The organism is Thalassospira sp. CH_XMU1448-2, from assembly GCF_037027285.1.
Lineage (GTDB): Bacteria > Pseudomonadota > Alphaproteobacteria > Rhodospirillales > Thalassospiraceae > Thalassospira > Thalassospira profundimaris_C.
Genome location: NZ_JAYMEA010000004.1, coordinates 244,058 through 269,330, shown reverse-complemented (window position 1 = coordinate 269,330; position 25,273 = coordinate 244,058). Strand labels below are relative to the sequence as shown.

The following is a 25,273-nucleotide window of genomic DNA, read 5'->3' as shown; positions in this document are numbered from 1 at the left end:
TTGATAACAGTTTGATCCGGAACAGCCGCCCCATGCCTTTTACCATAGATCGCTTTACTGCACCTGACGGGGTCACGCTCAGAGCCGGTATTACACCGCCATGTGCGTCCAAGGGATATGTTCTTATCCTTCAGGGACGTGGCGAGTTCATTGAACGCTATGGCGAAACTGCCCGCGATCTGGCCAAACGCGGATATGGCACCGTAACCTTTGATTTTCGCGGCCACGGTGGATCTACGCGTGAGGCACCTGATATTGCGATGGGCTATGTTCGCGATATCACGCATTACAAAGCCGACACCCGCCACGTTCTGGACCATATTAGGGAACAGCACGGTATTGTCTGTGACGGTTTGCTGACCCACTCAACCGGCGGGCTGGTGGCAATGTCCATGATGCTGGATCAACCCGATCTTTGGAAAAGTGCCGTCATGGTTGCCCCGTTTTTTGGCCTGGGCGGGCCACGGTGGTTTTCAATTGCCGCACAGATCCTGTCGGGCGAGATGTGCCGATACGGTTTTGACAAACAGTATCTTCCGGGACAACGCGGATATAGCCCGATTGCCGATTTCGATCCTGAAAACATTCTGACATCCGATCCGCATCGTCACGAAAGCAGCCGCAACATCCTTGAAGCTACTCCCGACCTTGTGGTTGGCGGCACCTCGGCCGGGTGGCTTGATGCGTGTTTTCGCGCCCAGACAGATATCGCTCTACGCCTTGAACAAACCGATATCGGCCAGAACTTGCCGCCCATTACCATGGTGCTTGCCGGGAATGATCAGGTGGTTTCAAACAAGGTGACCGAAGATCTTTTTGGAAAAAACCCGAATGTAACCATTCGTGAAATTCCCGAAGCACGTCATGAAATCCTGCAGGAAAGAGACATCTTTCGCGATCAGTTCTGGGCGTTCTTCGATGCCCATATGGCGCGTTATCCCGGCTAGTTCGTTGCTGTATTCCGCGTCTCAGGTGTTCGCGGGCACAGGATTACGCACAGCCTGCCCCTCAAACCGTGACTTGCGGAATGCACTGGGGGAAACGTTGCGGTGACGACGGAATTGACGATTGAAGTGTGACAGATTCTGAAAACCGGATTCCTCTGCCACCTGATAGACCGGCATGTCAGAAGACAGCAACAGGCTGGCCGCCCGCCCAAGGCGCAACCCCATCAGGTAATCCTGAATGTTCGATCCCATATGGCGCTGGAAAAAACGGCGCAAGGTGCGTTCGCTCATACCGGCGTGACGGGCAATCTCGGCACTGCTGAGTGCATCGAAATAGCTGCCATGAAGCAGATCAAGCACCCTGCCCAACCGGCTGGCATCATCATGATCGGGGATGGCTGCATCAAAACGATCCGACGCAAGTGGCGTAAGTTTCGTGGCATCAAGCAGCGTTCTGAGCACCTCGATCAAAAGCAGCAACTGGTCAGCTGGCGCGCCTTTGTCAAAGGCCGGGGCAAATGCCGCGACCTTGCGCGCAGTTGCTGCGTCAAACTGCACGCCACGCTTGGACAGACCAAGAACCTTTTCCAGCCCGGCGAGTTCCGGCATGGTCTTGCAGACACTATTGATCCAGTCGGCGGTAAACCAGAATACGAACGCCTGATGGCCCTTTGCCCGTCCCTTGACCTGAAGTGCTTCTTCATGGGCGCGTAATCCGCCGTGACTGACCGATGGCGGAGCCGCATTTGATGAATGCCAGGTATGAGGCAAATTGGGGCCCAAGAGCACCAGATCATCATCCCCATAATCGCCGATATGGTCGCCAACATAACGCTGCCCCGAACTGCCAAGTGTCAGGGTCAATTCATATTCCGGGTGAAAGTGCCATTCAAACGGGATCGCCAGTAGATTACGATAAAGGCCTTTCCACGACCGGTCTGGCGCGATCTGGACATGTTCAAACAGAAGTTTCATCAGACCGGCACCACGTCTTTACGGAACAAATTATCTAACAATCTGGCCGAATAGTATCATTCTTTGTCCGTCCTGTCAGTGTGCAGGACACGGTCTTCCTGCTTTAATTTTAACAGATCAAATCAGAAAGACGGAGGAACCTGATGTCCATGCTCGCAACGCCAAGCGCAACGATGACGCCCAACAGCGACCGCCCGGGAAATGCATCCACCAGGGAAGTCAGCGGCACGCAATTGCGCGACCTTGAAAAGAAACTGCCGCTTCGTGTGTTGTCCGAAGACGACTTTGCCCACTGGCAGACTTATGGCTATGTCGTTGTCCCCAATGCTGTTCCTGCAAAACAGGTCCGCGCTACGGTCGATCTTTTGTGGGAGTTCCAGGAAATGGATCCCGATGATCCGGAAAGCTGGAATCGCCCGCAAATGCGCGACAATGCAATGAAGGAACTCAACAATTCCGGCATGGTCGAGATTTATAATCACCAGACACTTTGGGATAACCGCCAGACCCAGCGTGTTTATGATGCGTTTGTCGATATCTGGGATCGCACCGACCTTTGGGTTTCGATTGACCGCGCCAATCTGAACACCCGGAACAAAGGGTCACGCGCGTTTGACGGTTTCATTCACTGGGATGCAGACACCAGTGCCGCCCCGCTGCCAATCAATGTGCAGGGCGTACTGTCACTTGTTGATACCACCGATGACATGGGCGGTTTCCAGTGTGTCCCGGACCTTTTCGCCAATTTCGAAGAATGGCGCGAATCCGCACCGGCCGATCGTGATCCGTTCCGCCCGGACATGGACACGATCCCCTATCAGCCCAAATGCATCGCCATGAAGGCCGGTGATCTGGTGATTTTCAACAGCTTGCTGGCGCACGGCATTCGCGCCAACCGGTCTGATCAGGCCCGCATTGCGCAATATATCTCAATGGCACCTGCGACCCCCGAAGAACAGGACCTTGTGGACTGGCGTGTTAGAAGCTGGTCCGAGCGCCTTCCAGCCCGCGGCTATGCATTCCCCGGAGATCCGCGCAACTGGGAACAGACCCGCTATGAACGCGCCGAACTGACATCGCTTGGCGAGAAAATTCTGGGTAAGACGCCTTGGTAAAACGCGACACCTGAAAACATCAAGATCGCCCGTTGATCACAGCGGGCGATCTTTTCTTTTTGATTAGGCGCACGAACGAAAAACTACAGCTTTGCGAGCAATTTCGCCTTGGTGGCATCATCGACAAAAGCAGCCTCAATTGCCGTACGGGTCACGCCGAGCAATTCGGCGTCACTAAAACCGAATACATCCTTGGCGCGCTGATATTCTTCGGCCAGACTGGTATGGAAGAAGGGCGGATCATCAGACCCGAGTGTGACCTTCACACCGGAATCATGGAACTTGCGCAGCGGATGGGACGCATAATCGGGATAAACCGACAATGAAATGTTCGATCCCGGGCAAACTTCCAGAACGATGCCGCGCTTTGCCAGTGTTTCGACAAGTTTCGGATCCTCGATCGAACGGACCCCGTGTCCGATACGGGTCACAGGAAGCTTGTCAATCGCGTCCCAGACACTTTGCGGGCCTTGTACCTCGCCCGCATGGGTGGTGCAGCCCAGCCCCGCATCCGCCGCGATTTTGAAGGCCGGATAGAATGTCTCCTGCGAGAACATGCTTTCATTCCCGCCCATGCCAAATCCGACAATATAGGGATGCCCGCAATCTGCGGTTTCCCTGGCGACCTTGACCGCGATATCGCCGCCGACATGCCGCACACAGGTCATGATGATCCGGCCAATGATGCCGGTTTCTTTCTCGGCACGGTCAATGCCGTCAACCACCGCTTCAAGATGTTCATCATATGACAAACCGCATTCAGCCGCATGGGTCGGTGAGCAAAACAGTTCGACATAAAGTGCTCCAACCTTGGCCTGTTCAGTCAGATAGAAACAGGTCAGATCCGAATAATCCTGCTTGGTGCGGATTGCAGCACTGGCCTTGTCAAAGCTTTTGAGAAATTCCGGGAAGTCACCCCAAATATAACGATCCTGCGCATCATAAATGTCATCGGGCAGGGTCAGGTTATTGCGCTTGGCAAAGGTTCGCACCAGTGCCGGGGTCAGCGCACCTTCAAGATGAAGATGAAGCTCGGCCTTTGGAATGGACAGGGTCATGGGGTGCTCCGGTTTTGTCGGTATCTTTTTTATATCAGAATACCTTCTACCCCGAAGCCCCCGTCAGGTCACGCGGCAACCGCTTTGCGCGATGATTTCCGGGCTGTATTGACCTTTGCATCTTCCCCCGCATCGGCAAGCTTGGCCAACGCACCGATATAGGGTTCAAACCGCTGCCATTTGCCCAGCGAGTCCTTGAAGATCGGGCGACGGACCTGGATCATGCTTGCCGTCGCGGCTGTCCGGTCTGTCTTGTAGAATTCAAGACATCCGGGATGCCAATCCAGACCACAATGGGCAAGGCAGTCCTTGGCAACAGCAACCGGGTCTGTCACCAGATCCTCATAGGACAGATCATAAAGCATGCCGGTGCGATCTGTTTCAAAGAACACATTCATCAGATCAACATAAGCACGATAGTAATCGGCAAGTTCACCAAGATCGTCCGAGTAGCGCATCGGGATGGCGAATGGCGTCGTATAGATCGACAGACAGGTTGCCAAGGGATGACGATGGGTATGAATAATCGGTGCATCGGGGAAAATGCGCCGGATCATCTCGGTACGCAAAAAGTTGGCTGGCGTCTTGTTTGTCACAAAAGCCTTGTCTGGTGCATAAACTCTTAATGCATCAAGATATTGCTTTCTGATTTTTCGGGCGGCCTTGTCATCGATGCGTGACAACTGCTGGGAAATTGAACCGGTTCCAACTGTTTCGATAACAGCCTTGGCAAAGTCGCCGATTTCGCCCGCCGCATATACATCGGGATGAGCCCCCAGAATACGCTCGGTCAGGGTTGTCCCCGAACGGGGCATGCCAAGAACAAAGATCGGTTTGGGTCCCTTGGAATCAAGCGCAGCAATATCTGCGATGCTTATATCATCAGCGGCCCCCAGATGAGCCAGCTCTACCAATGCCTCCATTTCGCGCAATTCGCGATCCATATCAAACGGACGTGCGGCGCGATTGGCGGCATGGCCCTTGCTGTAATAGTCAAAGGCCTTTTGCATATCGCCACCAGTCTCGGCAATCTTGGCCAAAGCATAAGCTGCCCCGTATTTTTCGGCACCACCAGACGTCGGATCATCAAGGATCGCATCAAGCCGAGCCGTCGCATCCGCAGGCATCGCTTGCGGACGGACGAACGAGATAATCACATAGGGTTGCGCGCAATATCCCGGCCGTTTCGCAAGGACAGACAGACTTCTTGCGACAGCCTGTTCAACCTTGCCAGCCATCGCATAGCTCGACGCCAGAAAAATCTGCAAATCCAGATTCTCGGGGGCACGATCGACCGCCTTTTCAAGCAGTTCGAAAGCCTGGTCATGGCGTTCCTGATGCAAGTGAATGCGTGCCAGCAACTTCTGGGCTTCATCAAAATAATGGCTGTGCCCGGAAATTGATTTCAGCACTTCAACAGCGCGATCAAATTTCGGCGCGATACATTTTCCCGGACTTGTAGAAACTTCTCCCCGGAAAATCACATCACCCAGCATAAAGGCCAGAAAATCGTCTTGCGGCGCAGCACGGAGGCGCTGTTCAATAAGCGACTCGAATGAACAGAAGTCATTTAAAATATACGAATATTGCAAAAGATTCTGCGCAATAGCCCCAAACAGTTTGTGATCTGTCGGGACAGTTCGGAACAGCTTGCGCAAACGCGCACCAGCGGCAGCAGGATTTGAACCTTGCAACTCGCTAACAGCGGTCATTATCTGGATGTCAGTCCGTTTGGGATGGCTCCGTAAAATGCGGACACCAATCCTGGCAGCCTCGTCAAATTCGGCTGCAGACATTGCCTTTTTCAGATCCCTGGCAACATCGTTTTGTAGCTGCGTCATTCGTTTGTCCCTGGATGCGTATCTGAGTTACACGCCCCCTCCCCAAGCACAAACCGACTATAGTTCATTTACAAATGCTGCACAGCACAAATAGCCGCTCTCATGTCGAAAATCACGGAAATGTGACAACATGGCAACAGCAGATACATTTTCCACCTTTAGTTGCTCCGGAAAGCGGAGCCACAGCAGAACGCCTTGCAAAACCGGGTTAAAAATCAAGGTTGCTGAAAATTGGTCCTGCTCTTTGACCGAAACAAAAGTTCCCGGGATGCGAGGACCGCACCCGCAACAATCAGGATGCAACCCGCAATCACAACCGGCGTTGCCAGCGCCTTGCCAAAGATGATCAGGAAGCAAGTGCTCAGCAACGGTGCGCCGTAGGATGCAACACCAAGTATCTGGATATCACCATGCTTGGTGCCGTAATCCCAGACAAAGAATGCCGCCCCCACCGGACCAAGACCGAGACCAAGGATCGCCATCCACTGGGAAAAATCCGGCGAGACCCAGACTTCTGTCATGCCATGGGTGACAAAGCCAAGCACCGCTGCCCCCGCACAAAATCCGCAGACCGCGTTAACAGGAACGTCACGATAACGCCGGTTCAAAACCGAATAACCCGACCACAGGAATGAACAGACCATCGCCGCACCATAACCCAGCGCAAAAGCCGGATCGAAATATAGCCCCTGCCCCTTGCTGACCAGCAAAACCGCACCCGAAAGTCCCAGGAGGCCACCGGCAACATGATGCCAGCGCAGCTTTTCCCCCGGAAGGAGTGCCGAGAACAAAACGATGAAAAGCGGCCACAGATAGGCAATCAGGCTGGCTTCAACAGCTGGCGCATTTGCCAGTGCCACAAAATAGAAAAAATGATAGCCAAACAGCCCCGCCACACCAAGCATCCAAGCCCCGACGGGCTGTCGCAATGCCCTGAAAACGCTGCCACCACGCAGGGTAATCCAGATACAGCTCAGGATACTGGCGATCGAAAAGCACAAACTGACGAGCTGAAAGGGCGGGATCGCGGCAACCACAGTGGTAAATAACGCAAGCAACGACCATAAAAGGACGGCCAGAACACCGATTAATGTTGCCGTTCGTTTTTCAATCCCGTTTGTCATTTTCATCGTCCGGATTTCGTTCAAGGCGAACCGGAAGATGCAGGGAATTTTCAAATCCGTCTTTGCCCAAACTCCGAATTTCGGGCTTCATACACTGTGAAATGACCAAAGGCCGGGGAAATCAGGTATCGGCAGCATTGGGGTTCTGACTGCGCACCAGAACCGGTGCACAGCCAAACCGCCGGGAAAACGCACGGGAAAACGCACTTTGATCCTGATATCCGACGGAATTGGCAATGTCGCCAATCGACAGATCAATATCAGCGTCGCGCAGCATCGCCCACGCTGTCTGCAACCGTTGCTCCGCAAGCCAGCGCATCGGACTGGCCCCGAAATACCGCTGAAATGCAACGAAAAGGCTGCTTTCCGACTGTGCGGCAATCCGCGCCATATCTGAGATCGATATATTGTCACCCAAACGCGTTTCAGCCCAGGCGGCCACGCGGACAAGACGTGCCGGAACACCATCCAGTGCCGAATAACTGCCGCCCGGCACCTGTCGGCTATGAGACAATATCTGACGCAGACGAACGACAATATCGTTCCCCGCATCATTGGCCGCATTCAATGACCTGCCTGACAAACCGATTACATCGCAGTCCTGATAACCGTTTAACAAGCCAAGCAGCCCGGACTGATGTCCTGCCAGAACTTCAAGATATGCCGATGCATGCGCAGTTTTCTGCCAAAGTGCCTCAATCCCGGTTCGACGGGCCAGATCAATATCGACGTCAAGTACAAGAAAACGGTTCAGCCCCTCGGCCCGGAATGCATGGGTCCGGCCAGCTTCGACAAATGCCATCTGACGGCCACAGACTTCACCGCCACGCCCCTCGATCTCAAGCTCAAGCCGCCCGAGATCGGAGATAATGATCTGGTGGAAGTCACTGTGGCTGTGGCTTTCGGCTTGCGCCCGATATTGCCGCAGACTGTATTGCATTACTTTCTCTGATCCTTGGATCGCTATCTGACCGGTACTTGGCTGCCCATCAAACCTGACAAAACAATATCAAGCCAAGAGACGTCAAGCAGCATTAATCGCCTGCCCGTCAGCAGGTTACCCCATCAAATCCCGTCTGAAACTTTCTTGGTCTGCGTGCCGTTTATTGCGACATGACAACCTATAGCCTTGATAATTATATTTATTATACGGCCAAACTTTTCGGACCCCGGTCCCGTATGCTATAAAACACAACATTCAAATGTACGACAAAACGGCAAGTGACGATGTCGTAAGGCGAAAACAACCGGGGAGGATGTGATGACCTATTGCGAAAAGTGTGACTCCATACCCGAAATTGCCCCCCAAACCGGAACGCTGTTTCTGTGGCCGCCTGTTGCCCATACGACGGGAAAAATACTGGCCGGGGCAAAGTCGATCAGTCTGGATGTCGAAAAGTCACCGTCGGTCGCAACACTTGCCATCAAATATAGCCGCCCCGGCCTGCGCGCACTGATTGATGCAATTGCAAAGGACCTCCTGCCCGAGGAGCTTGTTGATACCAAGGCATTGATCATGCCCGAAAACCGGACCCCGGAGATTGACGATATTGCGCGTCTGACCAGCCTCAATGCCATTCGTGCTGCAATCGGGGCCGAATGGCTTGGCGATCTGTTGCGCGACAATCGGCTTAATTCGGTGTTTCAGCCGATTTTCCCGATCAATAACTTCAACGTTCCTTTTGCGCATGAATGCCTTATTCGCGGCGCAGCGCCGGATGGAACGGTGATTAATCCGGGTCAGTTATTTGATGCGGCACAGTCAGCAACCTTGCTGTTTCAACTTGATCGCGCCGCACGTGCCGCCAATGTGCGAAATGCCACCAAAGCCGGGATCAACGGCAACCTGTTCATCAACTTCACGCCAAGCTCGATCTATGATCCGGATTCCTGCCTGCGTTCAACAATCGAGGTTGTCGAGGAATGCGAACTCGATCGCAAAAACGTTGTTTTTGAAGTTATTGAAACGGAAAAGGTCCGCAGCACAGCGCATCTGAGCGCCATCCTTGAATCCTATCGCAGTTCGGGGTTCCGGGTCGCACTTGACGATGTTGGCTCGGGGTATTCAACGCTTAATTTGCTGCCGGAATTACGCCCGGATATCATCAAGATTGATCGTGAGCTGGTCGACCATGTCGATCACGACAATTACAAACAGGCCATCGTCAGCAAACTGATCGCGCTTGCAAAGCAGCTTGAAATTGAAGTGATCGCCGAGGGGATCGAACGTCAGGAAGAACTCGATTTCCTGATCGAACATGATGTCGACTATGTTCAGGGTTTCCTGCTTGGCCGTCCGGCAAACGGTCCTTTTGTCGCAAACCCTGCGTGATTTAAGGCCCTAGACCCGCAGCATTTCATCAAATTCCCGCCGCACCATGCGTTTGTAGCTGTTAATGATCTCGCGCCCCTCGTGGGTCGACACCGAGATCGCAAGCCGCATGGTTGCCTCGCCATTATACATGATCAGAAGACACCGGGCGGCAAGTACATTGTGGTCACCATCATTGTTGCGAATACGCAGGATGGTTTTGGTCAGCAAGGCCGCATTCGCCCGACTGACTTCAAGTTCCATATCGCGCAGCGTCTTGTCCGCCTGTGTTCCGATCCAGATATCGCAAATGACCGGTTCGGCCAGAAACAGCTCATAGTAGGTATCGATCAGCTGTTCAAAGGCCGCAACAAAGCCCTTTGCATCCATGACATGTGTCAGCGCCTCTTCGATGCAGTGCTGTGATTCCTCGTTATACCGGTCGGCAAGGGCATGAATGATCGATGCCTTGTCGGGGAAATACTGATAGAGCGATCCGATAGAGACTCCCGCCTTTTCTGCGAGTTCCCCCATCTTCATGGCATCACTTCCCTGCGCTGAAATCAGCTCGCAGGCGACCTTGAGGATATTTTCGACCCGCTCGCGACTGCGTTTTTGGGATGGTGCCTTGCGCATTGTTTTCGCGTTTTCCGACAATTGGTTACGCCCTGTTTTCACCTGTGATCTCCGGTAATTTTCGACACCTGACACAGGTTGATGATGACCAAACTCTCTTGACGAACAAAATACGAGGATTTATCACATTTGGCAAATGTGAGGATTACTCACATTTTGAAATCTCACATCAGGAGGAACCACCATGCCCACAAATCCGCGTTTTCTTGTTCTTGGCGCGACGGCCAAAACCGGCCGTCGCGTTGCCGGAAAACTTGCATCCCGTGGCTACGAGGTAAAAGCCGTATCGCGCAGCACGACACCGGCCTTTGACTGGACCAAGCCTGAAAGCTGGGATGATTGCCTGCACGATGTTGATGCCGTTTACATCACATTCCAGCCCGACCTTGCGGTTCCCGGATCAGACAAGGTCATCGCGCAGTTTGCCAAAACCGCCCTCGCCCACGGTGCAAAACGGCTTGTGATGCTGTCTGGTCGTGGCGAAGAAGCCGCACATCAGGCAGAAGCAGTACTTTTGCAATCAGGTGCAGATGCCACGATCCTGCGTGCCAACTGGTTCTTTCAGAATTTCAACGAGGATCTTTTCCTGCCCTATCTTCAGTCAGGCACGCTTGCCCTTCCGGCAGGAAACATCCCCGAACCGTTCATAGATGCCGATGACATTGCCGATTGCGCGGTAACCTGCCTGCTCGATCCGGTGCATATTGGCAAAACCTATGAGCTTTCCGGTTCGCAAGCACTGACCTTTGCCGAGGTGACCGCCATCATCAGCACCGCAAGCAACCGCCCGATTGATTTTGTGTCAATCACCCTTGAAGACCTTGATCGGGGTCTGGCCAATGACGGGGTTCCCGAAGATTTCCGCGCCCTGATCGGCTATCTGTTTCGCGAAGTTCTGGATGGTCGAAACAGTACGCCGACCAGCGATGTCGAGAAAATCCTTGGACGGCAGCCAAACACATTGACGCAATTTGCAGCTGACGTTGCCAAAAGCGGGATATGGCGGCTTGCCAAACGCGCATAAAAAAATGGTGCGTAGCCGGTAAGGCCGCTACGCACCAGTTCAAGCAACACCCTATCCGGGGACAGGGAGGTCTTCACTAGGTAAACAGGGATCTGTTTTCTTCGATAATCAGAGGCAGGCGCTCCATGGTGCCAGAAAGGTGATGGCGCATCTCGGTAACCGCTGTTGCCCCGTCCCCTGACTGAATGGCCTCAATAACCGCCTTGTGGCCATCAAGGACCGAAACCATCTTGCCTGCACGCGGCAGATCAAGCGTCCTGACACGGGCAAGATGGCCGCTGCGCGCGGTGATCTGCAAATGCAGGTTGGACTGGTTCACACCGTTGAACAAAGCCGCATGGAAGCTGTCATCAAGCTGTTTGAACAGATCAATCTGTTCAATATCGCCGACAAGCGCTTCCTGCATTTTCAACAACCCCTTGGCCTTGGTGACGGCCGGGGATTCCTTGATCTCGGCAAGCTGGCGCACCACCTCGCATTCCGCAGCAACCCGAAGAAAATGTTCTTCGCGAATGCGGGCTTCGTCGATCTTGGTCACCACAGTGCGCGATTGCGGATAGGAAACCACAAGCCCGTCCTGCTCAAGGCGCATGATGGCTTCGCGCACGGGCGACTGGCTAACCTTGAAACTTTCGGCAAGTTCAGCGCGCACAAGTGTTGTTTCGGGCAGCAGCGCCAGTGAAATGATCCGGTTGCGGATATCTTCATAGACCAGTGCCGAGGCCGGAACATGGGCATTGCCCTTGATCCCGCTATCAGAGATCCCAATCAGTCCGCTCGTAGATGTATTCATTTTCATCTATCTCCCTGGCAATTCTATGAATGCCTAAATCCTTGAGATCACTCATTACATTAATGCATTGGGCAGTAACAACGTCAAACTCGGGACCGCGACCATCAGGATGAAAAAGATCACCATCGCGATGAAGAACGGGATTGATGCCTTGGTATAGGCCCCTGTTTTGACATCAAGAATACCGCAAACCGTAAACATGATGACCCCGACAGGCGGTGTAAGACCGCCGAAATTGATCAAGGTCACGATCAGGATCCCCATATGAACCGGGTCATACCCGGCATTGACCAGGACCGGCATGACAATTGGCGTCACCAGCAAGATATTGGCCGCCCCTTCAAGGAACATGCCACTGATCACCAGAACCGCCACAACCAGCATCAGAATCGCGGTCGGATTTTCCGTCAGGGTCGTGACAAATTCGGTGATCTGTTGCGGGGCACGTTCAATGGTCATGGCATAACCAAGAACCGCCGCCATTATGATCAGCAACATCACCATGCCAAGATCGGATACCGAGCTTGTCACGGCCTCTTTGAACTTCGCGAAATCGAGTTCACGATAGGCAAAAAACCCGACCGCCAGCGCATAGAAGACAAGAAACGCGCCAGCCTCGGTCGCCGTAAACAGACCAAAACGGAACCCGACAATCAGGATCACCGGAAAGGCCAGTGCCCAGATGCTTTCACCAAAGCTTTTCAGCAGTTCCTTGCCTGCGGGCATGTGCGGCAGATCAGGCTGATAGCCATTTTTCTTTGCCACAAACCATGACGTGATCATCAAAACAATGGTCAGGCAAATGCCCGGAATGATCCCTGCAAGGAACAGACGACCGATGGAAACTTCATTGACGAAACCAAACAGGATCAACCCGATGCTGGGCGGAATGGTCGCCGTGATCACGGAGCCAAACGCCAGGACCGCCGCAGTCGATGCTTTGGAAAATCCCTGTTTGATCATGCTGGGGCCAAGAAGGCGTGCCTCCATCGAGGCATCGGCAACCGCAGAGCCGGAAATGCCGCCCATCATGAAACTCAGCACAATTGATACCTGTGCCAACCCGCCAGCCATCCAGCCGGTCAGAAGACGGGCAAATTTGACAAGCCGATAGGTAATGCCGGTCACATTCATCAGGTTCCCGGCAAGGATAAAGAATGGCACAGCCAAAAGCGGAAAGCTTTGGGTTGCAGTCACCATTTTCTGGATGACCACGGTCGGCGGCATCGCACCGCTGACAACAAAGACCGGAATGGATGCAAGTCCGAGTGCAAAGGCAACCGGCAAGCCGATAATGAGGAAAACCGTAAACAGAATGGCAATCAGGATCAGCATCAGACGGTCCCCCGGTTTCGAATACGCCGGATCAGCAGGGACACCATGGTCCGCAACATAAGAAGAATGCCGACAACCATCGACGCGTGAATGTAGGAGGCATGAATCTGTGCGGCACCGACAAGACGCGGATGCATCAGGATCATGTTGCCCCATGCGTAATAGAGAAGAAACGCAAGGAAACTGATGACGACAAGAATGTTGAAAATCTCGATCATGCCAACGGTCCGTGCGGAAAAGACTTCCTGAAGAACCTGAAGGCCGAAATGCCGGTCTTCCTGCATGGCAATGTCGGCCGCCAGCATGCAAAGCCATGCAAAGATCAGCTGCGCCATTTCGACCGACCAGATGATCGGCGTTCCCATTGCGCGCGCCACAGACGCGATTGCCACAAGAACAACAACCGCAACCAGAAGCCCCCCGGCACAGGCAAACTCAATTCGCTTGAGCATGTATTCCATTCCATTTTGAAGTTTGATGTGCGTTGCCCTGCAAACAAGGCAACGCACGAAGGCACGGCAGGTGGGTCAAATCCGTCGATTAACGACCGAGAACCTTTTTGACGATGGCGGCCTCTGCTTCGAGATCAAGCATCTGGTAAACCGGGGCAACGGCTTCCTTGAACGGGGCCAGATCGACATCGCTGACGGTAACACCGCTTGCCGCCACATCTGCCAGCGCCTTGTCACCAAGTTCGATGGTCAGCTGCGACGCATAACGGCCATCCTCAACCGCAAGGTCACGAACGATTTTCTGGTTTTCGGGGGAAATTTCGTCCCAGGCCTGTGCGCCGACAACAAGGGCTGTGACCAGCTGAATGTGACCGGTTTTGGTGACATTCTTGATCACTTCATAAAGTTTTGCATTCCAGATCGCAGTCGGCTGGGCTTCGGCACCATCAATCGTGCCAAGCTGCAAGGCGGTATAGACTTCGCCCCAGGCAATCGGGGTTGGTTCGGCCCCCATTGCACGGATGGTTTCAATCCATACCGGCGCACCGATGGTGCGCATGCGCACACCGGCAAGGTCGGCCGGGCTTGAAATCGGCTTCTGGGTCAAGGCATGGCGTGCGCCCTGATACCAGTTTGACGCAATCATCACGAGGCCGGACTTCTCGCGTAACTCATCCCCCCAGGCGATATATTCAGGCGAAAGCGCAAATTTGTCGGCTTCCTCATAGGCATCGAACAAGAACGGCGCCGACATGATGGCCAGTGACGGCACGAAGCTTGAAAGGCGGGCAACATCGGTCACGGTGCCGATTGCAGCACCGGCACGGGCCTGATCGATCATTTCAGTGGTGTCGCCAAGCTGGGAATTGTGGAAGACCTCGATGATCACATCACCATTGGTCGCCTTTTCCACGTCCGCCTTGAACTTCTCAAGCCCCTGCCCCATCGGATCATTGGGTGACAAGACGGTTCCGATCCGAAGCGTGGTTGCAGCCGTTGCTGGCACCGACAGGGCCACAGCCCCGGCCAGCACAGCACAGAGTCCGAGTGTTTTTACCGCTAGTTTCATCTGGATATCCTCCCGTTGGATTGGCATTTTGCCTAAATTGATATTTTAGTTGTTGTGAAATCCTAATTATCAATTGCCAATCTTGTCAACGAAATTCTCAGCTTGTTAATTTATATAAAAAACAATGACTTAAACTGAAAAATTCATTTTCACACGTTCCGCTTGTAATCAACCAGGGCGCAAACATGGCAAAACCGACCCCGATGAAATTGAAAATCAGAGCCCGCTTCAGCCCGACATGACACATCAAGATTGACCACTTTTCGGGCGCTATTTCCGGCAGCAAGAACACAATTTTCCATCACCGGTCGTGACAACTAGTTGCAGAGCAACAACCGGGACATTGAAACCCCTGTCCGGCCGTTACCTGCCAACTGAGCCAAGCCTGGAACGGGCACGCGAAACGGCCCAAGGTGACGGATGCACGCAGAATTAAGATCAGGGAGGGTTTTGGTCAGACTGCAAAAGTGCAGATACAGACGCAGCGTCGCCTTACTGTGCGACGCTTCTGTATTTTGCTGGCGTCAGTCCGGTAAAACTGGCAAACCGGGTGGTCAGATGGGCCTGACTGGAAAAGCCGGTAGCAAGGGCGATTTCGGCAACCGAGGCCGGATCACCGCGCAGCATTTCCATGGCCCGTTCGATCCGGCGACGCAGGACAAATTTATGCGGTGCCTCGCCAAGCGTTTTGCGGAACATCCGGGCAAAGTGATAGGTCGACAAATCCGCCACATCTGCCAGTTCTTCAATCGTCAGCGGCTGATCAAGATTGGCATCGACAAAGTCGATGACGCGGCGTTTGACAATCGGTGACAGACCACCGCGCACCTTGAAATCAAGATCACGACGCGTCGAATAGCTGCGCAGCATATGCCCCATCAACATCTGTCCGGCATTGGACATCGCCATCCGGTCAGCCGCCACATCCCAGTCAAGGGGCAGCATGGCATGCCGCACCGTATGTTCGATCAGGGGATCAAGGAAGAAGGTCTTTTCAGGTACTTCGACCGCATTGGGTTCGATGTCAAAAGCCTCGACCACGGCGCGTTCCCAAGCGGCATGCGGGATGTAAAGATGAAACAGTTCCACCTCACCCTGCACCAGCCAGTCCGACGTCATGAAAGCCGGCATCAGGCAACAGCGCCCCGGCCCGCCACCGGTCAATGAATCGGCACCGGCATGGCGCTGGATGCCGGTTCCACCATTCACATAAAGACTGATGGTGTGATGATCGGGATCGGTATAGCGCGTCATCACATCGGCCTTGCGCCGCCAGTGTGCGGCCGAAATGCTGTCGCCAAAATCCCCCGCGCGCAGCAGATTTGCGTCCCCGATCAACTGACTGAAGACTTCAAATTTCTGATAGCGCCCGTTCGGCTGAAAGCCGGACCGGGAAAATTGCGACATATGCGATTCTGACATCAAGATTTCCTGAAATTCCAGATGTTCATATTCGCACCAGCCCCCGAACTTGCAAAGCATGTTCAACGCATCCCTGCCCCGAATTGCGCAAGAATGTGAAAAACACCGCAAGAACGTGAAAGATGCCGTGGGTTGATTATGGCTTAATCATCAGATCGGATATGCCCCACATATCCGGTGCACAACCTGATCCCGCTCGCGCCACCAGTGACCGGGTTTCACCCCTCGCGCCAATATTGAAAGCCCCGAAATGACTGCCCTCCTGTTTGCCATTGTTACCTTCTGCTGGGGATTTACCTGGTATGCGATCAAGCTTCAGATCGGCCCGATCCCGGTTGAAATTTCCATCTTTTATCGCTTTGCCCTGGCGGCGGTCGTTCTTTGCGGATTTTTGCTGATTGCCCGCAAATGGCGTCCGGTTCCCTTGCGCGCCCATCCTTGGATCGTGCTTCTGGGCTGCGGGCTTTTTGGCATCAACTTTATCCTGATGTATTCGGCGACTGCCTATATCGCGAGCGGCATTGTCGCGGTGATCTTTACCACCTCGACCATTTTCAATGCGCTCGGCAACTGGGCCTTTTATGGCAACCGTCCAGGGATACGCTTTGTCTTTGGCGCGGGTTTTGGCCTTGGCGGGATTGCCTGCCTGTTTGCCAACCAGATTTATGCGCTGTCGCATAATCCCCATGCGATTACCGGCATGTTGCTGGCCCTGTGCGGCACGGCCGTTTTCAGTTGCGGCAACATGGTGTCGGTCAAGCTGCACAGCATGGGCATTCCCAACCGCGATGCGGTCGCACGCGGCATGATTTATGGCACGGTATTGCTGTTTATCTTTGCCACCCTGCGTGGCCAGAGCCCGGTCATGCCAACCGACCCGCTCTATATCGGCGGGTTGCTTTATCTTGCCATTCCGGGATCGGTGGTGGCATTCATCGCCTATCTTGCACTGGTCAACCGGGTGGGTGCAGGGCGCGCGGCCTATGTCACCGTTCTGTTCCCGGTCGTGGCATTGACCGTTTCAACCTTCCTGGAAGGCTATGTCTGGACGCCGATTGGTGCGAGCGGCCTTGCCATGGTGTTGCTGGGCAATATCACGATCTTTGCCAAACTGCCGAAATTCTTCCGGCTTCCGGGTGGTGCAGCGGCCGTCAAATAACACCGAAGCGTCAGAAGTACGAGACCTGCATCGCCGTGCCCCTATGACGATCGGCGATGCAGTGCCTTGAGCAATAATTGCTGACCTTTGAAGATATGGTTGCGGATGGCATAAGCCAGACCGACCGGATCTTCGATATCCATGCGCCGTACAACTTCAAGCGGCTCGTCGGAGACCGCAGCAATGGTTTCATCCCACGGCATTTCAGGCAGCAACATCAGCCACATGCGTGATGTCTGGAAGAACAGGTTCTGCTGGATTTCGCTCAATGTCGCATTGCTTGAAAGATCAAGCGTTGCGGTCATATAGCGAATATTGACCTCGGCAAAGCCGATGGTGTCACCGGGGCTCAGCGCCCTGAAATCATCGGCACATTGCACGAAAATCTCGCGTTTTTGCGGATCAAACGGGATCTTGATAGACGGCCCCATTGATTCGGCAAGGATCAAACGCACGGCATAAACCTCGGCCAGCTGATCGGGTTCAATGCTGGTGACGATGGTGCCGATGCCGTGTTTTATTTCGACCAGACCTTCATGTTCAAGCATCGAAAACACCCGCCGGATCGGCGACCGACTGACGGAATATTCCTGTGCCAGAACTTCTTCATGCAAAACCGTTTCGGGCGGATACCGATTGGTGCATATGCGATAGCGAACCTGCTCGTAAATGGAGACAATCCGCTGCTGGGCAGTGGTTTTGGCCTGATTACGCACAAGGAGCATCTGGTCGTTTCCTCAATATTCTTATCGGCTTGGCAGGGCCGCTTTTTCACTGACATAGCGTGTCAGCTTGGCTGCAGCCAAACTGAGTAACAGGAAAAACACGCCAGCCAAAGTAATTGGTTCGGTATATTTAAAGGTGTCATTGCCGATGATGCGCGCCGTTGCAACCAGCTCGATTACGGTAATCGCCAGCAAAACCGGCGTTTCCTTGAACATGGTCACAAAGTAATTGCCCAGCGGCAAAATAATCGGCGGAATGGCCTGTGGCAGAATGATGCGCTTTAGCGTCTGCCAGGTCGTCAGATTGATGACCTTTGCGGCTTCCCACTGGCCACGATCCACCTGATCAAATCCTGAGCGGTAAACTTCGGAACAATATGCCGAATAATGGATGCCCAGCGTCACAACCCCACACACCATTGCCGGTAACAGAATCCCGAACTGCGGCAGGAAGTAATACATGGCAAAAAGCTGGATCAGCATCGGGGTCGTGCGGACAAATTCGACAAACAACCGTACACAGAATGTCAGACCGGGGATTTCCAAAAGTCCGATAATTCCCCAAACCAGTCCGAGAACCGCAGCAAGAACGAAACCAAGTGCTGTGACCTGAAGGGTGACCAGCGATGCCTCGGCCATTTGCGGCAAAATTTCAAATGTATAAGCCCAATCCCAGTTCATCGTGCACCTCCCAGACGGATGCCACGGGAGTAACGATGTTCAAGCAATCGCATCCCGATGGTAATGCTGAGCCCGATAGCAAAATAGATAAACAGGATGATGGTAAAGACCTCGACCGTGCGATAGGTGGTCTGGTTCAACTGATAGGCGGTATATGTGAGATCCGAAATCCCGATGAAAGATACAAGCGCGGTCAGTTTGAACAGCTGGATCGCCAGATTGCCAAAGGGCGGGATCATGATCCGGATTGCCTGTGGCAAAATGATCCGGCGCATCCGGTTAAACGGGCTGAGATTAAGGGCAATTGCCGCTTCATATTGTGATCTGGGGACTGCACGAATGGATGCCTCGACCATGATCGCGCCATAGGCCCCGACATTCAGTGACACGCCCAGCACTCCGGCGGTAAACGGATCAATTTTCGGACCAAACAGCGGCAGGACATAAAACAGCCAGAACAGCTGAACCAGTGCTGATGTACCCCGAAAAATCTCGATATAGGCAATACTGAGCCAGCGCACCGGCAAAAATTCCGACAACCGGCCAATCCCTGCTGCCATAGATATGGCAAGGGTCACCAGTGCCGACACAATCAGAAGTTCGAGCGTCGTCTGTGCGGCTTCGACAAAGACCGCCGCACTGTCAACAAATGGCGAGTTCCAGAAATAGACAAGCCCCGCCACCACCGTCACAACAAGAATGCAGACCAGCATACGAATGGACATTGATCAATCCGCCCTGAATATGGTCGATCCCCGTTCCTGATTGGCTCGGAAACGGGGATCGCGGTTAATCACAGGCCTTCGCCACACAACTCGGCCATTTTCTTGGATGGCGCATCTTTGGGACCAAAGCCCCATGCGGCGGCCATTTCATGATACCCGCCACCTGCCATCCATTTTTCCAGTTCCTGCTGGAATGCATCCCGGAACGCCATATTAGCCTTAAGCGCATCTCCTTCACCTTTCGGGAAACCGATTGCGCCATGCCCCTGATAGTTTTCGCCAGCAATTTCGGTAATCGAGCCGGAACTTTCGACCCCGATCAGCTCGCCAGCCGTTCGAACGATGTCATTGATCGCAAATGCCGAAAGCGCAAAGCCATCTGCACGCCCGGACACCACTGCTGAAATCCCCGCGGCCTTATCCCCGACTTTCAAAAGCTTGTCATCGGGAACACCGTCCTTTTTGGCCAGGGTTTCTTCGGTTCCACCGGCCAGCACCGCCAGTTTTGCATCCGGTGTGCTGGCGATATCCTTGAAATTGTGCAGATTTTTAGGATTTCCGGTTTTAACAATATACGCAGCCCCCTGCCCCCAGGTCGGTTCGGCAAACAGGATTTGCTCACAGCGTTTCGGGCGAATATAGATGCCCGCCGCCGCCACATCGATACGCCCGGCAACCAGTGACGGAATCAGGGCCCCGAAATCCATCGCAACGAATTCCAGTTCGCTGACCCCCATCTGATTCAGTACATGTTTGACGATTTCAACCTGTTCGCCGGTGAAACTGCCATCGGGCTGTTTGTAGCCATATGGCGCATAACCGGCGATGCCGACAGTTGCACCTTCGGCGCGGTATTTATCGAGAAGCGGATTTTCAGAAGCAAAACCCGTGGTCGCAGCAAAGAGCGAAGCAGTAACCGCAAAGCCCCCCACCAGCTTTTTGATCATTTTCATACTTGTCTCCAGTGTTGGTTCCCTGATGCAGCCCGACGGATGTGCCCTCCGTTTTCTGAGCTGAGGTTCTGAATGGTATAAAATCCCAATGATGGATACAACTAAAACTTTAAAGGACCATTTTTGGCAGTTTTTTCTTCATTAAATCCGTTTTTTATCGTTAGATGTATATCTCTTGATAAATCGAGTGAGAACAGAGGGACGAAATGGCGACCACCGGACAGGCTCTTGACCTTTATGTCGGACACAGCAAACCCGTTGAAATTGACGGGCGCCCCGAGGTGACGGCATTTGCTCGCACCGGGCACGTGTCTTCGATCGAACTCGACCTGTCCGGCATCGTTGGAAACGAGCTTGGCACGGCACGCCGTCTGGGGAAGATCAATCATGCGATATATCTGTTCCATGCCGATCACTACCGACATTACGAGGACGTCCTGAAACGCCCGATCAACCCCGGTCAGTTTGCAGAAAACGTTACCTATACCGGGCCCGATGAAAACAGCCTGCGCATTGGCGACCATATTCGCATCGGAACGGCACTTGTCGAACTGACGATACCGCGTATCCCGTGTTACAAAATGGCGCATTTCCTTCAGACGGAGGCCGGTTTTCCCAGCCTGTTTTCCGCATCCGGGCGCACCGGAATCTATGCCCGCGTGATCGAGGCGGGTGTGATCAAACCCGGCGACAGCTTAACCGTCACAAAGTCAGATCCGCGCAACGCCCTGATATCAGAGCTTAATATGGTGCTGACCGGGCCTGCACCAGCGGCCGATCTGCTGGCACGGGTCAAATCATCCCCGGCATTATTTGATGCGTTGCGTCTTCAGATTAATGAACGCATGACCATGCTCGGCCTTGATAACGAACCCCGCGCGCAAACGGTCAAAATCCTGGAATGCAAACAGGAATGCGATGACGTCATATCCGTTGCCTTTCGCATGTCATGCCCGTCCGGTCAGCCCCCAAAACCCGGACAATTCGTGACATTCGGGATCGAGGACGAGGATGGAAACCGGCATTTCCGTTGCTATTCGCTGATCGAAGCCCCGTTCACCCCCGACACTGACAACAATGATGACAGCCCTGTCTGGCGCATTGCGGTTAAACGGAGACCTGTGGATGAGAGCACATTTTCGGTTTCCAACTGGATCCATGACCGGGTCGGGATGGACACAACCTGTTTTGCGTTTCCTCCTGCCGGGGACTTCACCCTGCCTGACGACCTGACCGCGGGGATCAGCTTCATCGCCGGGGGAATTGGTATCACGCCTATTCTGGCCCAGCTTCGCGAACTGGCCCGACAGCGGTTCGATGGCCCGGTCACGCTGATTTACGTTGTACCGGACAGCAATCACATACCGTTTCGGGATGACGTGATTGCGCTTGGCGAAAGCCTTGCACAGTTTGACTTGCGGCTTTATCTGACCCGGCAGGAAAACCTTCCTGTCGATGCCCCCGGCACATGGCAAAGCGGCTATCCCGATCTTGTGCGCCACATTTCATCACAGGATGAGACCAGTCATTTGTTTGTATGTGGCCCCGCCCCGATGATCGAGGCCGTGCGCACCATTCACACCACTCTGGACCGTTTGACCAGTCACCTGCATTTCGAACTGTTTGCCAGTGACAGCCCTGCATTGCCGCCGCGCGTCGGGATCAAGCAGGCCAAAATCACCATCGCATCGACCGGATATCAGGGCATCTGGAACCAGAAAGATGGCAGCCTTTTAAACTGGATCGAAAGCCACACCGAATTGCGCCCGCCTGCTGCTTGCCGGTCCGGACTTTGCCGGACCTGTCGAGCAGATCTCAGACGCGGTGAAGTCGCCTATCCGCCAAATGTGTCGCCACCACCGACATCATCGATCCTTTTATGTTGTGCACATCCGGCATCCGACCTTGAAATTGATCTTTCCTGAATTCTCACCCCACAGACTGACTGGAGCATGTTTTAATTCGTGATCGCCACATCCGACAGCAGGTGGCAAGGAGCAAAAAGATTATGGATACACAGGTGGAATATCCGCTTTGCCTTAACGGCCCGGACATCCCGATGGTGCAATTTCGCAATGTTTCCAAGCGGTATGGCGGGCTGACGGTTTTGCACGGGCTTGATCTTGATATCAGTGAAGGTGAAATGGTCAGCATCATCGGCCCGTCAGGCTCGGGGAAAACCACCGTGCTGCGGGTATTGATGACCCTGGAGACGATTGATGATGGCGTCATTTATATTGATGGCAAGCCACTAACGCATATGACCAGGGACAACCGGCTTGTCCCGGCCAACCAGCAGCATCTTCGTCACATGCGCAAGGATATCGGCATGTGTTTTCAGCACTTCAATCTGTTTCCGCATATGACCGCCCTTGAAAACTGTATGGAAGGCCCGGTCTACTCCCTTGGCATGAACAAAAAGGAAGCCCGGGAACGCGCGCTTGAACTGCTTGATATGGTTGGCGTCGCCGACAAACGTGACCAGCATCCCTCGCGCCTTTCGGGCGGACAGCAACAGCGTGTCGCCATCGCACGCGCCCTTGCCATGCGCCCCAAAGTCATGCTGTTTGACGAGGTAACGTCGGCCCTAGATCCCGAGGTCATTGGCGAAGTGACAAACGTGATCCGCCGCCTTGTGAGCGATCATAAACTGACCATGCTGATGGTGACGCACCAGATGGGGTTTGCCCGCGATATTTCTGATCGCATCTGTTTCTTCTATGACGGAAAGATCGAGGAACAGGGCTCGGCCAGCGACGTGTTCGAGAACCCGCAGCGTGAACGCACCCGACAATTTCTGAGCGCGGTGAACGAGGCGCGCTAGCCCCGCCCCCCCCCACCCCCTGTCAGCATTGAAGTCCGAAAGTGGCGAGCAGCAGAAATGTTGCTCGCCTAATCTTTGCGGGTCACCAGATCAGCAAGGAACGGACAAGATCATGCTGCCCACCGAAATCACCCCCAAACGCTTTGCACTTGAAGAAAATCAGCTTTGCGGCAAACCTGTATCTGCGCGCGATTATCAGCAGCGCTTTGCCACCGCCACCACGGATAATGCAAGCATATCCAAAAAGGAAACCCGCCCCATGTCTGCCAAACCCGATCTTAAAATGGATGGCACAAGCTGGGCGATGCTGCTGATCCTTTCCGTACTTTGGGGCGGATCGTTTTTCTTTACCAAGATCGCCCTTGTCGATCTGCCACCCTTTACGCTGGTTTTGCTGCGGGTGACGATTGCATCGGTTATTCTATGGTGGGTGGTGTTGCTCCGTCATATCCCGATCCCGCAGGACCCGAAATTCTGGGGCGCGATTGTGATCATGGGGGCGTTTAACAATCTTGTGCCCTTCTCGCTCATTGTCTGGGGTCAGACCCATATCGCAAGCGGCCTTGCCGCCATCCTGAATGCCACCACCCCGCTTTTCACCATCGTCATTGCCCATATCGCCACCGAGAATGAAAAGCTTAATCTGCGCAAGGCGCTTGGTGTTCTGACCGGCTTTGGCGGTGTGGTGATCATCATCGGCCTGCCCGGATCGGACGGCATTGCCCAAAGTGCGACCAGATCGACCTCAGGCCTCGCCCCGCTTGCACCCTTCGCCATTCTGCTTGCGACATTTTGCTATGGCTGTACCGGGGTCTTTGGCAAGCGGTTTGGCGCGATGAACCCGATCCTGACCGCGGCCGGAATGACCAGCGCATCAAGCATCATGCTGATCCCGCTTGCCGCCGTCATTGATCAGCCCTGGGCACTTCCCGTCCCCTCGACCGACACCATTCTGGCAGTTTTCGGGATTGCCGCCCTTTCGACGTCGCTTGCCTATATTCTTTATTTCGCGATCCTCAAGCGCGCCGGGGCGTCCAACCTGCTGCTTGTCACCTTCCTGATCCCGGTAAGCGCGATCCTGCTTGGTGTCGGTTTCCTTGGGGAATCGCTGCTGGTTCAGCACATTATCGGCATGGGTGTGATCGGGGTTGGGTTGGCGGTGATTGATGGGCGGTTGATTGCTGCGACAGGTACTCGAAACAAATAATAAAACTTAGCCATTGATCTAACTATTGACCTCATCTATAGTTAGCCACATGGATAAGTATAGCACATCACTCGACACCATCTTTCACGCCCTGGCAGATCCAACCCGCAGGGCCGTCGTCCAGCGTCTGGCAAAGGGGCCAGCGCCGGTGAAGGAATTGGCAGAGCCATATGACATGGCCCTGCCGTCCTTCATGAAACATCTCAACGTTCTGGAAGAAGCAGGGTTGATTGCTTCAAAGAAGCAAGGCCGCGTGCGCACCTGCAGCTTCAATCCGGACAAACTCGAAGCGGTAGAAAAGTGGTTCGATGAACAACGCGCCCTTTGGGCAAGCCGCTTCGACAATCTCGATACTTTGCTGTCATCTCTACAGGGAGGAAACGATGAAACCTGATTTGCGCTTCAATTTTATCGCGGACATGCAAAAAAGCACCCTTACCGTCCGCCGCGAGTTTGCAGCCATTCGCCAACTGGTCTGGGATTGCTACACCAAGAGCGAACTGCTCGATCAGTGGTACGCGCCCAAGCCGCTGACGACAAAGACCAAATCGTTTGATTTTCGCGAAGGCGGTCACTGGCACTTTGCCATGATCGACCCGAATGGCACCCATTACTGGAGCCGCACGGATTACGAAACAATCACCCCGATTGACGGCTATACCGGCTATGACAGCTTTACCGATGAAACCGGTATCGCAAATCCTGATTTGCCACGTTCTCACCTTGCGATGACTTTCACCGATCAGGGCAAACATACGCTTACCGAAACAGTGGTGACCTATAACTCTGCAAAAGACCTGCAAACGGTCATTGATATGGGCATGGAAGAAGGCCTGACCTCAACGCTTGAACGACTGGATGAGTTGTTGCTGAAACTGAACCAGTAGCCGCCTTTGA

The 25,273-nt window shown here is 53.8% G+C and carries 25 protein-coding genes; 10 read left to right on the top strand and 15 right to left on the bottom strand.

All coding sequences use genetic code 11. The features are described 5' to 3' along the window. Window positions 1-32 precede the first annotated feature (32 nt). Entirely contained in the window at window positions 33-947 is a 915-nt protein-coding gene (locus WA318_RS16345) for an alpha/beta hydrolase (RefSeq protein WP_336082819.1), read from the top strand. Between the two features lie 21 nt (window positions 948-968). Here the strand turns inward: WA318_RS16345 and WA318_RS16340 are convergent, their stop codons facing one another. Further along, entirely contained in the window at window positions 969-1,922 is a 954-nt protein-coding gene (locus WA318_RS16340; protein ID WP_114100054.1) for a helix-turn-helix domain-containing protein, read from the bottom strand. Between the two features lie 143 nt (window positions 1,923-2,065). Between WA318_RS16340 and WA318_RS16335 the strand changes: the two genes are divergently transcribed. Then, complete coding sequence (locus WA318_RS16335) at window positions 2,066-3,037, top strand: phytanoyl-CoA dioxygenase family protein (RefSeq protein ID WP_336082816.1); 972 nt, start codon at window positions 2,066-2,068, stop codon at window positions 3,035-3,037. An 83-nt stretch (window positions 3,038-3,120) separates the two neighbouring features. Here the strand turns inward: WA318_RS16335 and WA318_RS16330 are convergent, their stop codons facing one another. From WA318_RS16330 to WA318_RS16315, 4 genes are all read right to left on the bottom strand, one after another. Continuing rightward, window positions 3,121-4,095 (bottom strand): adenosine deaminase, encoded by a 975-nt coding sequence (locus WA318_RS16330; protein ID WP_114100052.1) that lies wholly within the window; start codon window positions 4,093-4,095, stop codon window positions 3,121-3,123. A gap of 68 nt (window positions 4,096-4,163) precedes the next feature. After that, on the bottom strand, window positions 4,164-5,936 hold the full coding sequence (locus tag WA318_RS16325) for a tetratricopeptide repeat-containing sulfotransferase family protein (RefSeq protein ID WP_336082813.1): 1,773 nt from the start codon (window positions 5,934-5,936) through the stop codon (window positions 4,164-4,166). A 215-nt stretch (window positions 5,937-6,151) separates the two neighbouring features. Next, entirely contained in the window at window positions 6,152-7,060 is a 909-nt protein-coding gene (gene yddG, locus WA318_RS16320) for an aromatic amino acid exporter YddG (RefSeq protein WP_336082811.1), read from the bottom strand. A 121-nt stretch (window positions 7,061-7,181) separates the two neighbouring features. Then, entirely contained in the window at window positions 7,182-8,000 is an 819-nt protein-coding gene (locus WA318_RS16315; protein ID WP_336082809.1) for an AraC family transcriptional regulator, read from the bottom strand. A 321-nt stretch (window positions 8,001-8,321) separates the two neighbouring features. Between WA318_RS16315 and WA318_RS16310 the strand changes: the two genes are divergently transcribed. After that, window positions 8,322-9,392 (top strand): EAL domain-containing protein, encoded by a 1,071-nt coding sequence (locus WA318_RS16310; protein WP_336082807.1) that lies wholly within the window; start codon window positions 8,322-8,324, stop codon window positions 9,390-9,392. A gap of 9 nt (window positions 9,393-9,401) precedes the next feature. On the opposite strand, the gene WA318_RS16305 is transcribed toward WA318_RS16310, so the two are convergent. After that, the gene (locus tag WA318_RS16305; protein ID WP_336082805.1) at window positions 9,402-10,007 is read right to left on the bottom strand and encodes a TetR/AcrR family transcriptional regulator; all 606 of its coding nucleotides are present in this window, start codon (window positions 10,005-10,007) and stop codon (window positions 9,402-9,404) included. 184 nt (window positions 10,008-10,191) lie between these two features. Between WA318_RS16305 and WA318_RS16300 the strand changes: the two genes are divergently transcribed. Continuing rightward, window positions 10,192-11,031: an NAD(P)H-binding protein gene (locus WA318_RS16300; protein WP_336082803.1), complete on the top strand. Its 840-nt coding sequence runs from the start codon at window positions 10,192-10,194 to the stop codon at window positions 11,029-11,031. A 76-nt stretch (window positions 11,032-11,107) separates the two neighbouring features. On the opposite strand, the gene WA318_RS16295 is transcribed toward WA318_RS16300, so the two are convergent. From WA318_RS16295 to WA318_RS16275, 5 genes are all read right to left on the bottom strand, one after another. Further along, window positions 11,108-11,824 (bottom strand): GntR family transcriptional regulator, encoded by a 717-nt coding sequence (locus WA318_RS16295; protein WP_114100078.1) that lies wholly within the window; start codon window positions 11,822-11,824, stop codon window positions 11,108-11,110. 54 nt (window positions 11,825-11,878) lie between these two features. After that, window positions 11,879-13,159, bottom strand: coding sequence for a TRAP transporter large permease (locus tag WA318_RS16290; protein ID WP_114100045.1), 1,281 nt, complete (start codon window positions 13,157-13,159; stop codon window positions 11,879-11,881). Beyond that, window positions 13,159-13,611: a TRAP transporter small permease gene (locus WA318_RS16285; protein WP_114100077.1), complete on the bottom strand. Its 453-nt coding sequence runs from the start codon at window positions 13,609-13,611 to the stop codon at window positions 13,159-13,161. Before WA318_RS16285 ends, WA318_RS16290 begins: the two co-directional genes overlap by 1 nt. Before the next feature lie 88 nt (window positions 13,612-13,699). Beyond that, on the bottom strand, window positions 13,700-14,680 hold the full coding sequence (locus tag WA318_RS16280) for a C4-dicarboxylate TRAP transporter substrate-binding protein (protein ID WP_114100076.1): 981 nt from the start codon (window positions 14,678-14,680) through the stop codon (window positions 13,700-13,702). 492 nt (window positions 14,681-15,172) lie between these two features. Beyond that, window positions 15,173-16,102, bottom strand: a complete 930-nt coding sequence (locus WA318_RS16275) for an AraC family transcriptional regulator (RefSeq protein ID WP_336082799.1) — start codon at window positions 16,100-16,102, stop codon at window positions 15,173-15,175. A gap of 250 nt (window positions 16,103-16,352) precedes the next feature. Between WA318_RS16275 and WA318_RS16270 the strand changes: the two genes are divergently transcribed. Continuing rightward, window positions 16,353-17,261 (top strand): DMT family transporter, encoded by a 909-nt coding sequence (locus WA318_RS16270; RefSeq protein WP_336082797.1) that lies wholly within the window; start codon window positions 16,353-16,355, stop codon window positions 17,259-17,261. 41 nt (window positions 17,262-17,302) lie between these two features. On the opposite strand, the gene WA318_RS16265 is transcribed toward WA318_RS16270, so the two are convergent. The 4 genes from WA318_RS16265 to ehuB form a co-directional block, all read right to left on the bottom strand. Next, window positions 17,303-17,986: a GntR family transcriptional regulator gene (locus WA318_RS16265; protein ID WP_114100043.1), complete on the bottom strand. Its 684-nt coding sequence runs from the start codon at window positions 17,984-17,986 to the stop codon at window positions 17,303-17,305. A gap of 21 nt (window positions 17,987-18,007) precedes the next feature. Beyond that, a complete protein-coding gene (ehuD, locus tag WA318_RS16260) occupies window positions 18,008-18,667 on the bottom strand; it encodes an ectoine/hydroxyectoine ABC transporter permease subunit EhuD (protein ID WP_114100042.1) in 660 nt (219 codons plus the stop codon). Continuing rightward, complete coding sequence (ehuC, locus tag WA318_RS16255; protein WP_336082794.1) at window positions 18,664-19,392, bottom strand: ectoine/hydroxyectoine ABC transporter permease subunit EhuC; 729 nt, start codon at window positions 19,390-19,392, stop codon at window positions 18,664-18,666. The genes ehuD and ehuC overlap by 4 nt, the downstream gene beginning before the upstream one ends. A 68-nt stretch (window positions 19,393-19,460) precedes the next feature. Beyond that, window positions 19,461-20,345: an ectoine/hydroxyectoine ABC transporter substrate-binding protein EhuB gene (ehuB, locus tag WA318_RS16250; protein WP_114100040.1), complete on the bottom strand. Its 885-nt coding sequence runs from the start codon at window positions 20,343-20,345 to the stop codon at window positions 19,461-19,463. Window positions 20,346-20,551: 206 nt separating this feature from the next. Between ehuB and WA318_RS16245 the strand changes: the two genes are divergently transcribed. The 5 genes from WA318_RS16245 to WA318_RS16225 all read left to right on the top strand — a co-directional run bounded on the left by WA318_RS16245 (window position 20,552) and on the right by WA318_RS16225 (window position 25,263). Then, window positions 20,552-22,270 (top strand): MOSC domain-containing protein, encoded by a 1,719-nt coding sequence (locus WA318_RS16245; protein ID WP_336082791.1) that lies wholly within the window; start codon window positions 20,552-20,554, stop codon window positions 22,268-22,270. An 83-nt stretch (window positions 22,271-22,353) separates the two neighbouring features. Further along, a complete protein-coding gene (gene ehuA, locus WA318_RS16240; RefSeq protein WP_336082789.1) occupies window positions 22,354-23,169 on the top strand; it encodes an ectoine/hydroxyectoine ABC transporter ATP-binding protein EhuA in 816 nt (271 codons plus the stop codon). Between the two features lie 112 nt (window positions 23,170-23,281). Further along, window positions 23,282-24,376 carry a DMT family transporter gene (locus tag WA318_RS16235; protein ID WP_336082787.1) on the top strand — a complete coding sequence of 365 codons (1,095 nt, stop codon included), beginning with the start codon at window positions 23,282-23,284 and terminating at the stop codon, window positions 24,374-24,376. Between the two features lie 49 nt (window positions 24,377-24,425). Further along, entirely contained in the window at window positions 24,426-24,770 is a 345-nt protein-coding gene (locus tag WA318_RS16230; RefSeq protein ID WP_336082785.1) for an ArsR/SmtB family transcription factor, read from the top strand. Continuing rightward, window positions 24,760-25,263, top strand: coding sequence for an SRPBCC family protein (locus WA318_RS16225; protein ID WP_336082782.1), 504 nt, complete (start codon window positions 24,760-24,762; stop codon window positions 25,261-25,263). Before WA318_RS16230 ends, WA318_RS16225 begins: the two co-directional genes overlap by 11 nt. The last annotated feature ends 10 nt before the right edge of the window (window positions 25,264-25,273 follow it).

Excerpts from the sequence above, each read along its gene's own strand:
- WA318_RS16345 (WP_336082819.1), top strand. The coding sequence starts at position 33 with ATGCCTTTTACCATAGATCGCTTTACTGCACCTGACGGGGTCACGCTC.
- WA318_RS16340 (WP_114100054.1), bottom strand. The coding sequence starts at position 1,922 with ATGAAACTTCTGTTTGAACATGTCCAGATCGCGCCAGACCGGTCGTGG.
- WA318_RS16335 (WP_336082816.1), top strand. The coding sequence starts at position 2,066 with ATGTCCATGCTCGCAACGCCAAGCGCAACGATGACGCCCAACAGCGAC.
- WA318_RS16330 (WP_114100052.1), bottom strand. The coding sequence starts at position 4,095 with ATGACCCTGTCCATTCCAAAGGCCGAGCTTCATCTTCATCTTGAAGGT.
- WA318_RS16325 (WP_336082813.1), bottom strand. The coding sequence starts at position 5,936 with ATGACGCAGCTACAAAACGATGTTGCCAGGGATCTGAAAAAGGCAATG.
- yddG (WP_336082811.1), bottom strand. The coding sequence starts at position 7,060 with ATGACAAACGGGATTGAAAAACGAACGGCAACATTAATCGGTGTTCTG.
- WA318_RS16315 (WP_336082809.1), bottom strand. The coding sequence starts at position 8,000 with ATGCAATACAGTCTGCGGCAATATCGGGCGCAAGCCGAAAGCCACAGC.
- WA318_RS16310 (WP_336082807.1), top strand. The coding sequence starts at position 8,322 with ATGACCTATTGCGAAAAGTGTGACTCCATACCCGAAATTGCCCCCCAA.
- WA318_RS16305 (WP_336082805.1), bottom strand. The coding sequence starts at position 10,007 with ATGCGCAAGGCACCATCCCAAAAACGCAGTCGCGAGCGGGTCGAAAAT.
- WA318_RS16300 (WP_336082803.1), top strand. The coding sequence starts at position 10,192 with ATGCCCACAAATCCGCGTTTTCTTGTTCTTGGCGCGACGGCCAAAACC.
- WA318_RS16295 (WP_114100078.1), bottom strand. The coding sequence starts at position 11,824 with ATGAATACATCTACGAGCGGACTGATTGGGATCTCTGATAGCGGGATC.
- WA318_RS16290 (WP_114100045.1), bottom strand. The coding sequence starts at position 13,159 with ATGCTGATCCTGATTGCCATTCTGTTTACGGTTTTCCTCATTATCGGC.
- WA318_RS16285 (WP_114100077.1), bottom strand. The coding sequence starts at position 13,611 with ATGCTCAAGCGAATTGAGTTTGCCTGTGCCGGGGGGCTTCTGGTTGCG.
- WA318_RS16280 (WP_114100076.1), bottom strand. The coding sequence starts at position 14,680 with ATGAAACTAGCGGTAAAAACACTCGGACTCTGTGCTGTGCTGGCCGGG.
- WA318_RS16275 (WP_336082799.1), bottom strand. The coding sequence starts at position 16,102 with ATGTCAGAATCGCATATGTCGCAATTTTCCCGGTCCGGCTTTCAGCCG.
- WA318_RS16270 (WP_336082797.1), top strand. The coding sequence starts at position 16,353 with ATGACTGCCCTCCTGTTTGCCATTGTTACCTTCTGCTGGGGATTTACC.
- WA318_RS16265 (WP_114100043.1), bottom strand. The coding sequence starts at position 17,986 with ATGCTCCTTGTGCGTAATCAGGCCAAAACCACTGCCCAGCAGCGGATT.
- ehuD (WP_114100042.1), bottom strand. The coding sequence starts at position 18,667 with ATGAACTGGGATTGGGCTTATACATTTGAAATTTTGCCGCAAATGGCC.
- ehuC (WP_336082794.1), bottom strand. The coding sequence starts at position 19,392 with ATGTCCATTCGTATGCTGGTCTGCATTCTTGTTGTGACGGTGGTGGCG.
- ehuB (WP_114100040.1), bottom strand. The coding sequence starts at position 20,345 with ATGAAAATGATCAAAAAGCTGGTGGGGGGCTTTGCGGTTACTGCTTCG.
- WA318_RS16245 (WP_336082791.1), top strand. The coding sequence starts at position 20,552 with ATGGCGACCACCGGACAGGCTCTTGACCTTTATGTCGGACACAGCAAA.
- ehuA (WP_336082789.1), top strand. The coding sequence starts at position 22,354 with ATGGATACACAGGTGGAATATCCGCTTTGCCTTAACGGCCCGGACATC.
- WA318_RS16235 (WP_336082787.1), top strand. The coding sequence starts at position 23,282 with ATGCTGCCCACCGAAATCACCCCCAAACGCTTTGCACTTGAAGAAAAT.
- WA318_RS16230 (WP_336082785.1), top strand. The coding sequence starts at position 24,426 with ATGGATAAGTATAGCACATCACTCGACACCATCTTTCACGCCCTGGCA.
- WA318_RS16225 (WP_336082782.1), top strand. The coding sequence starts at position 24,760 with ATGAAACCTGATTTGCGCTTCAATTTTATCGCGGACATGCAAAAAAGC.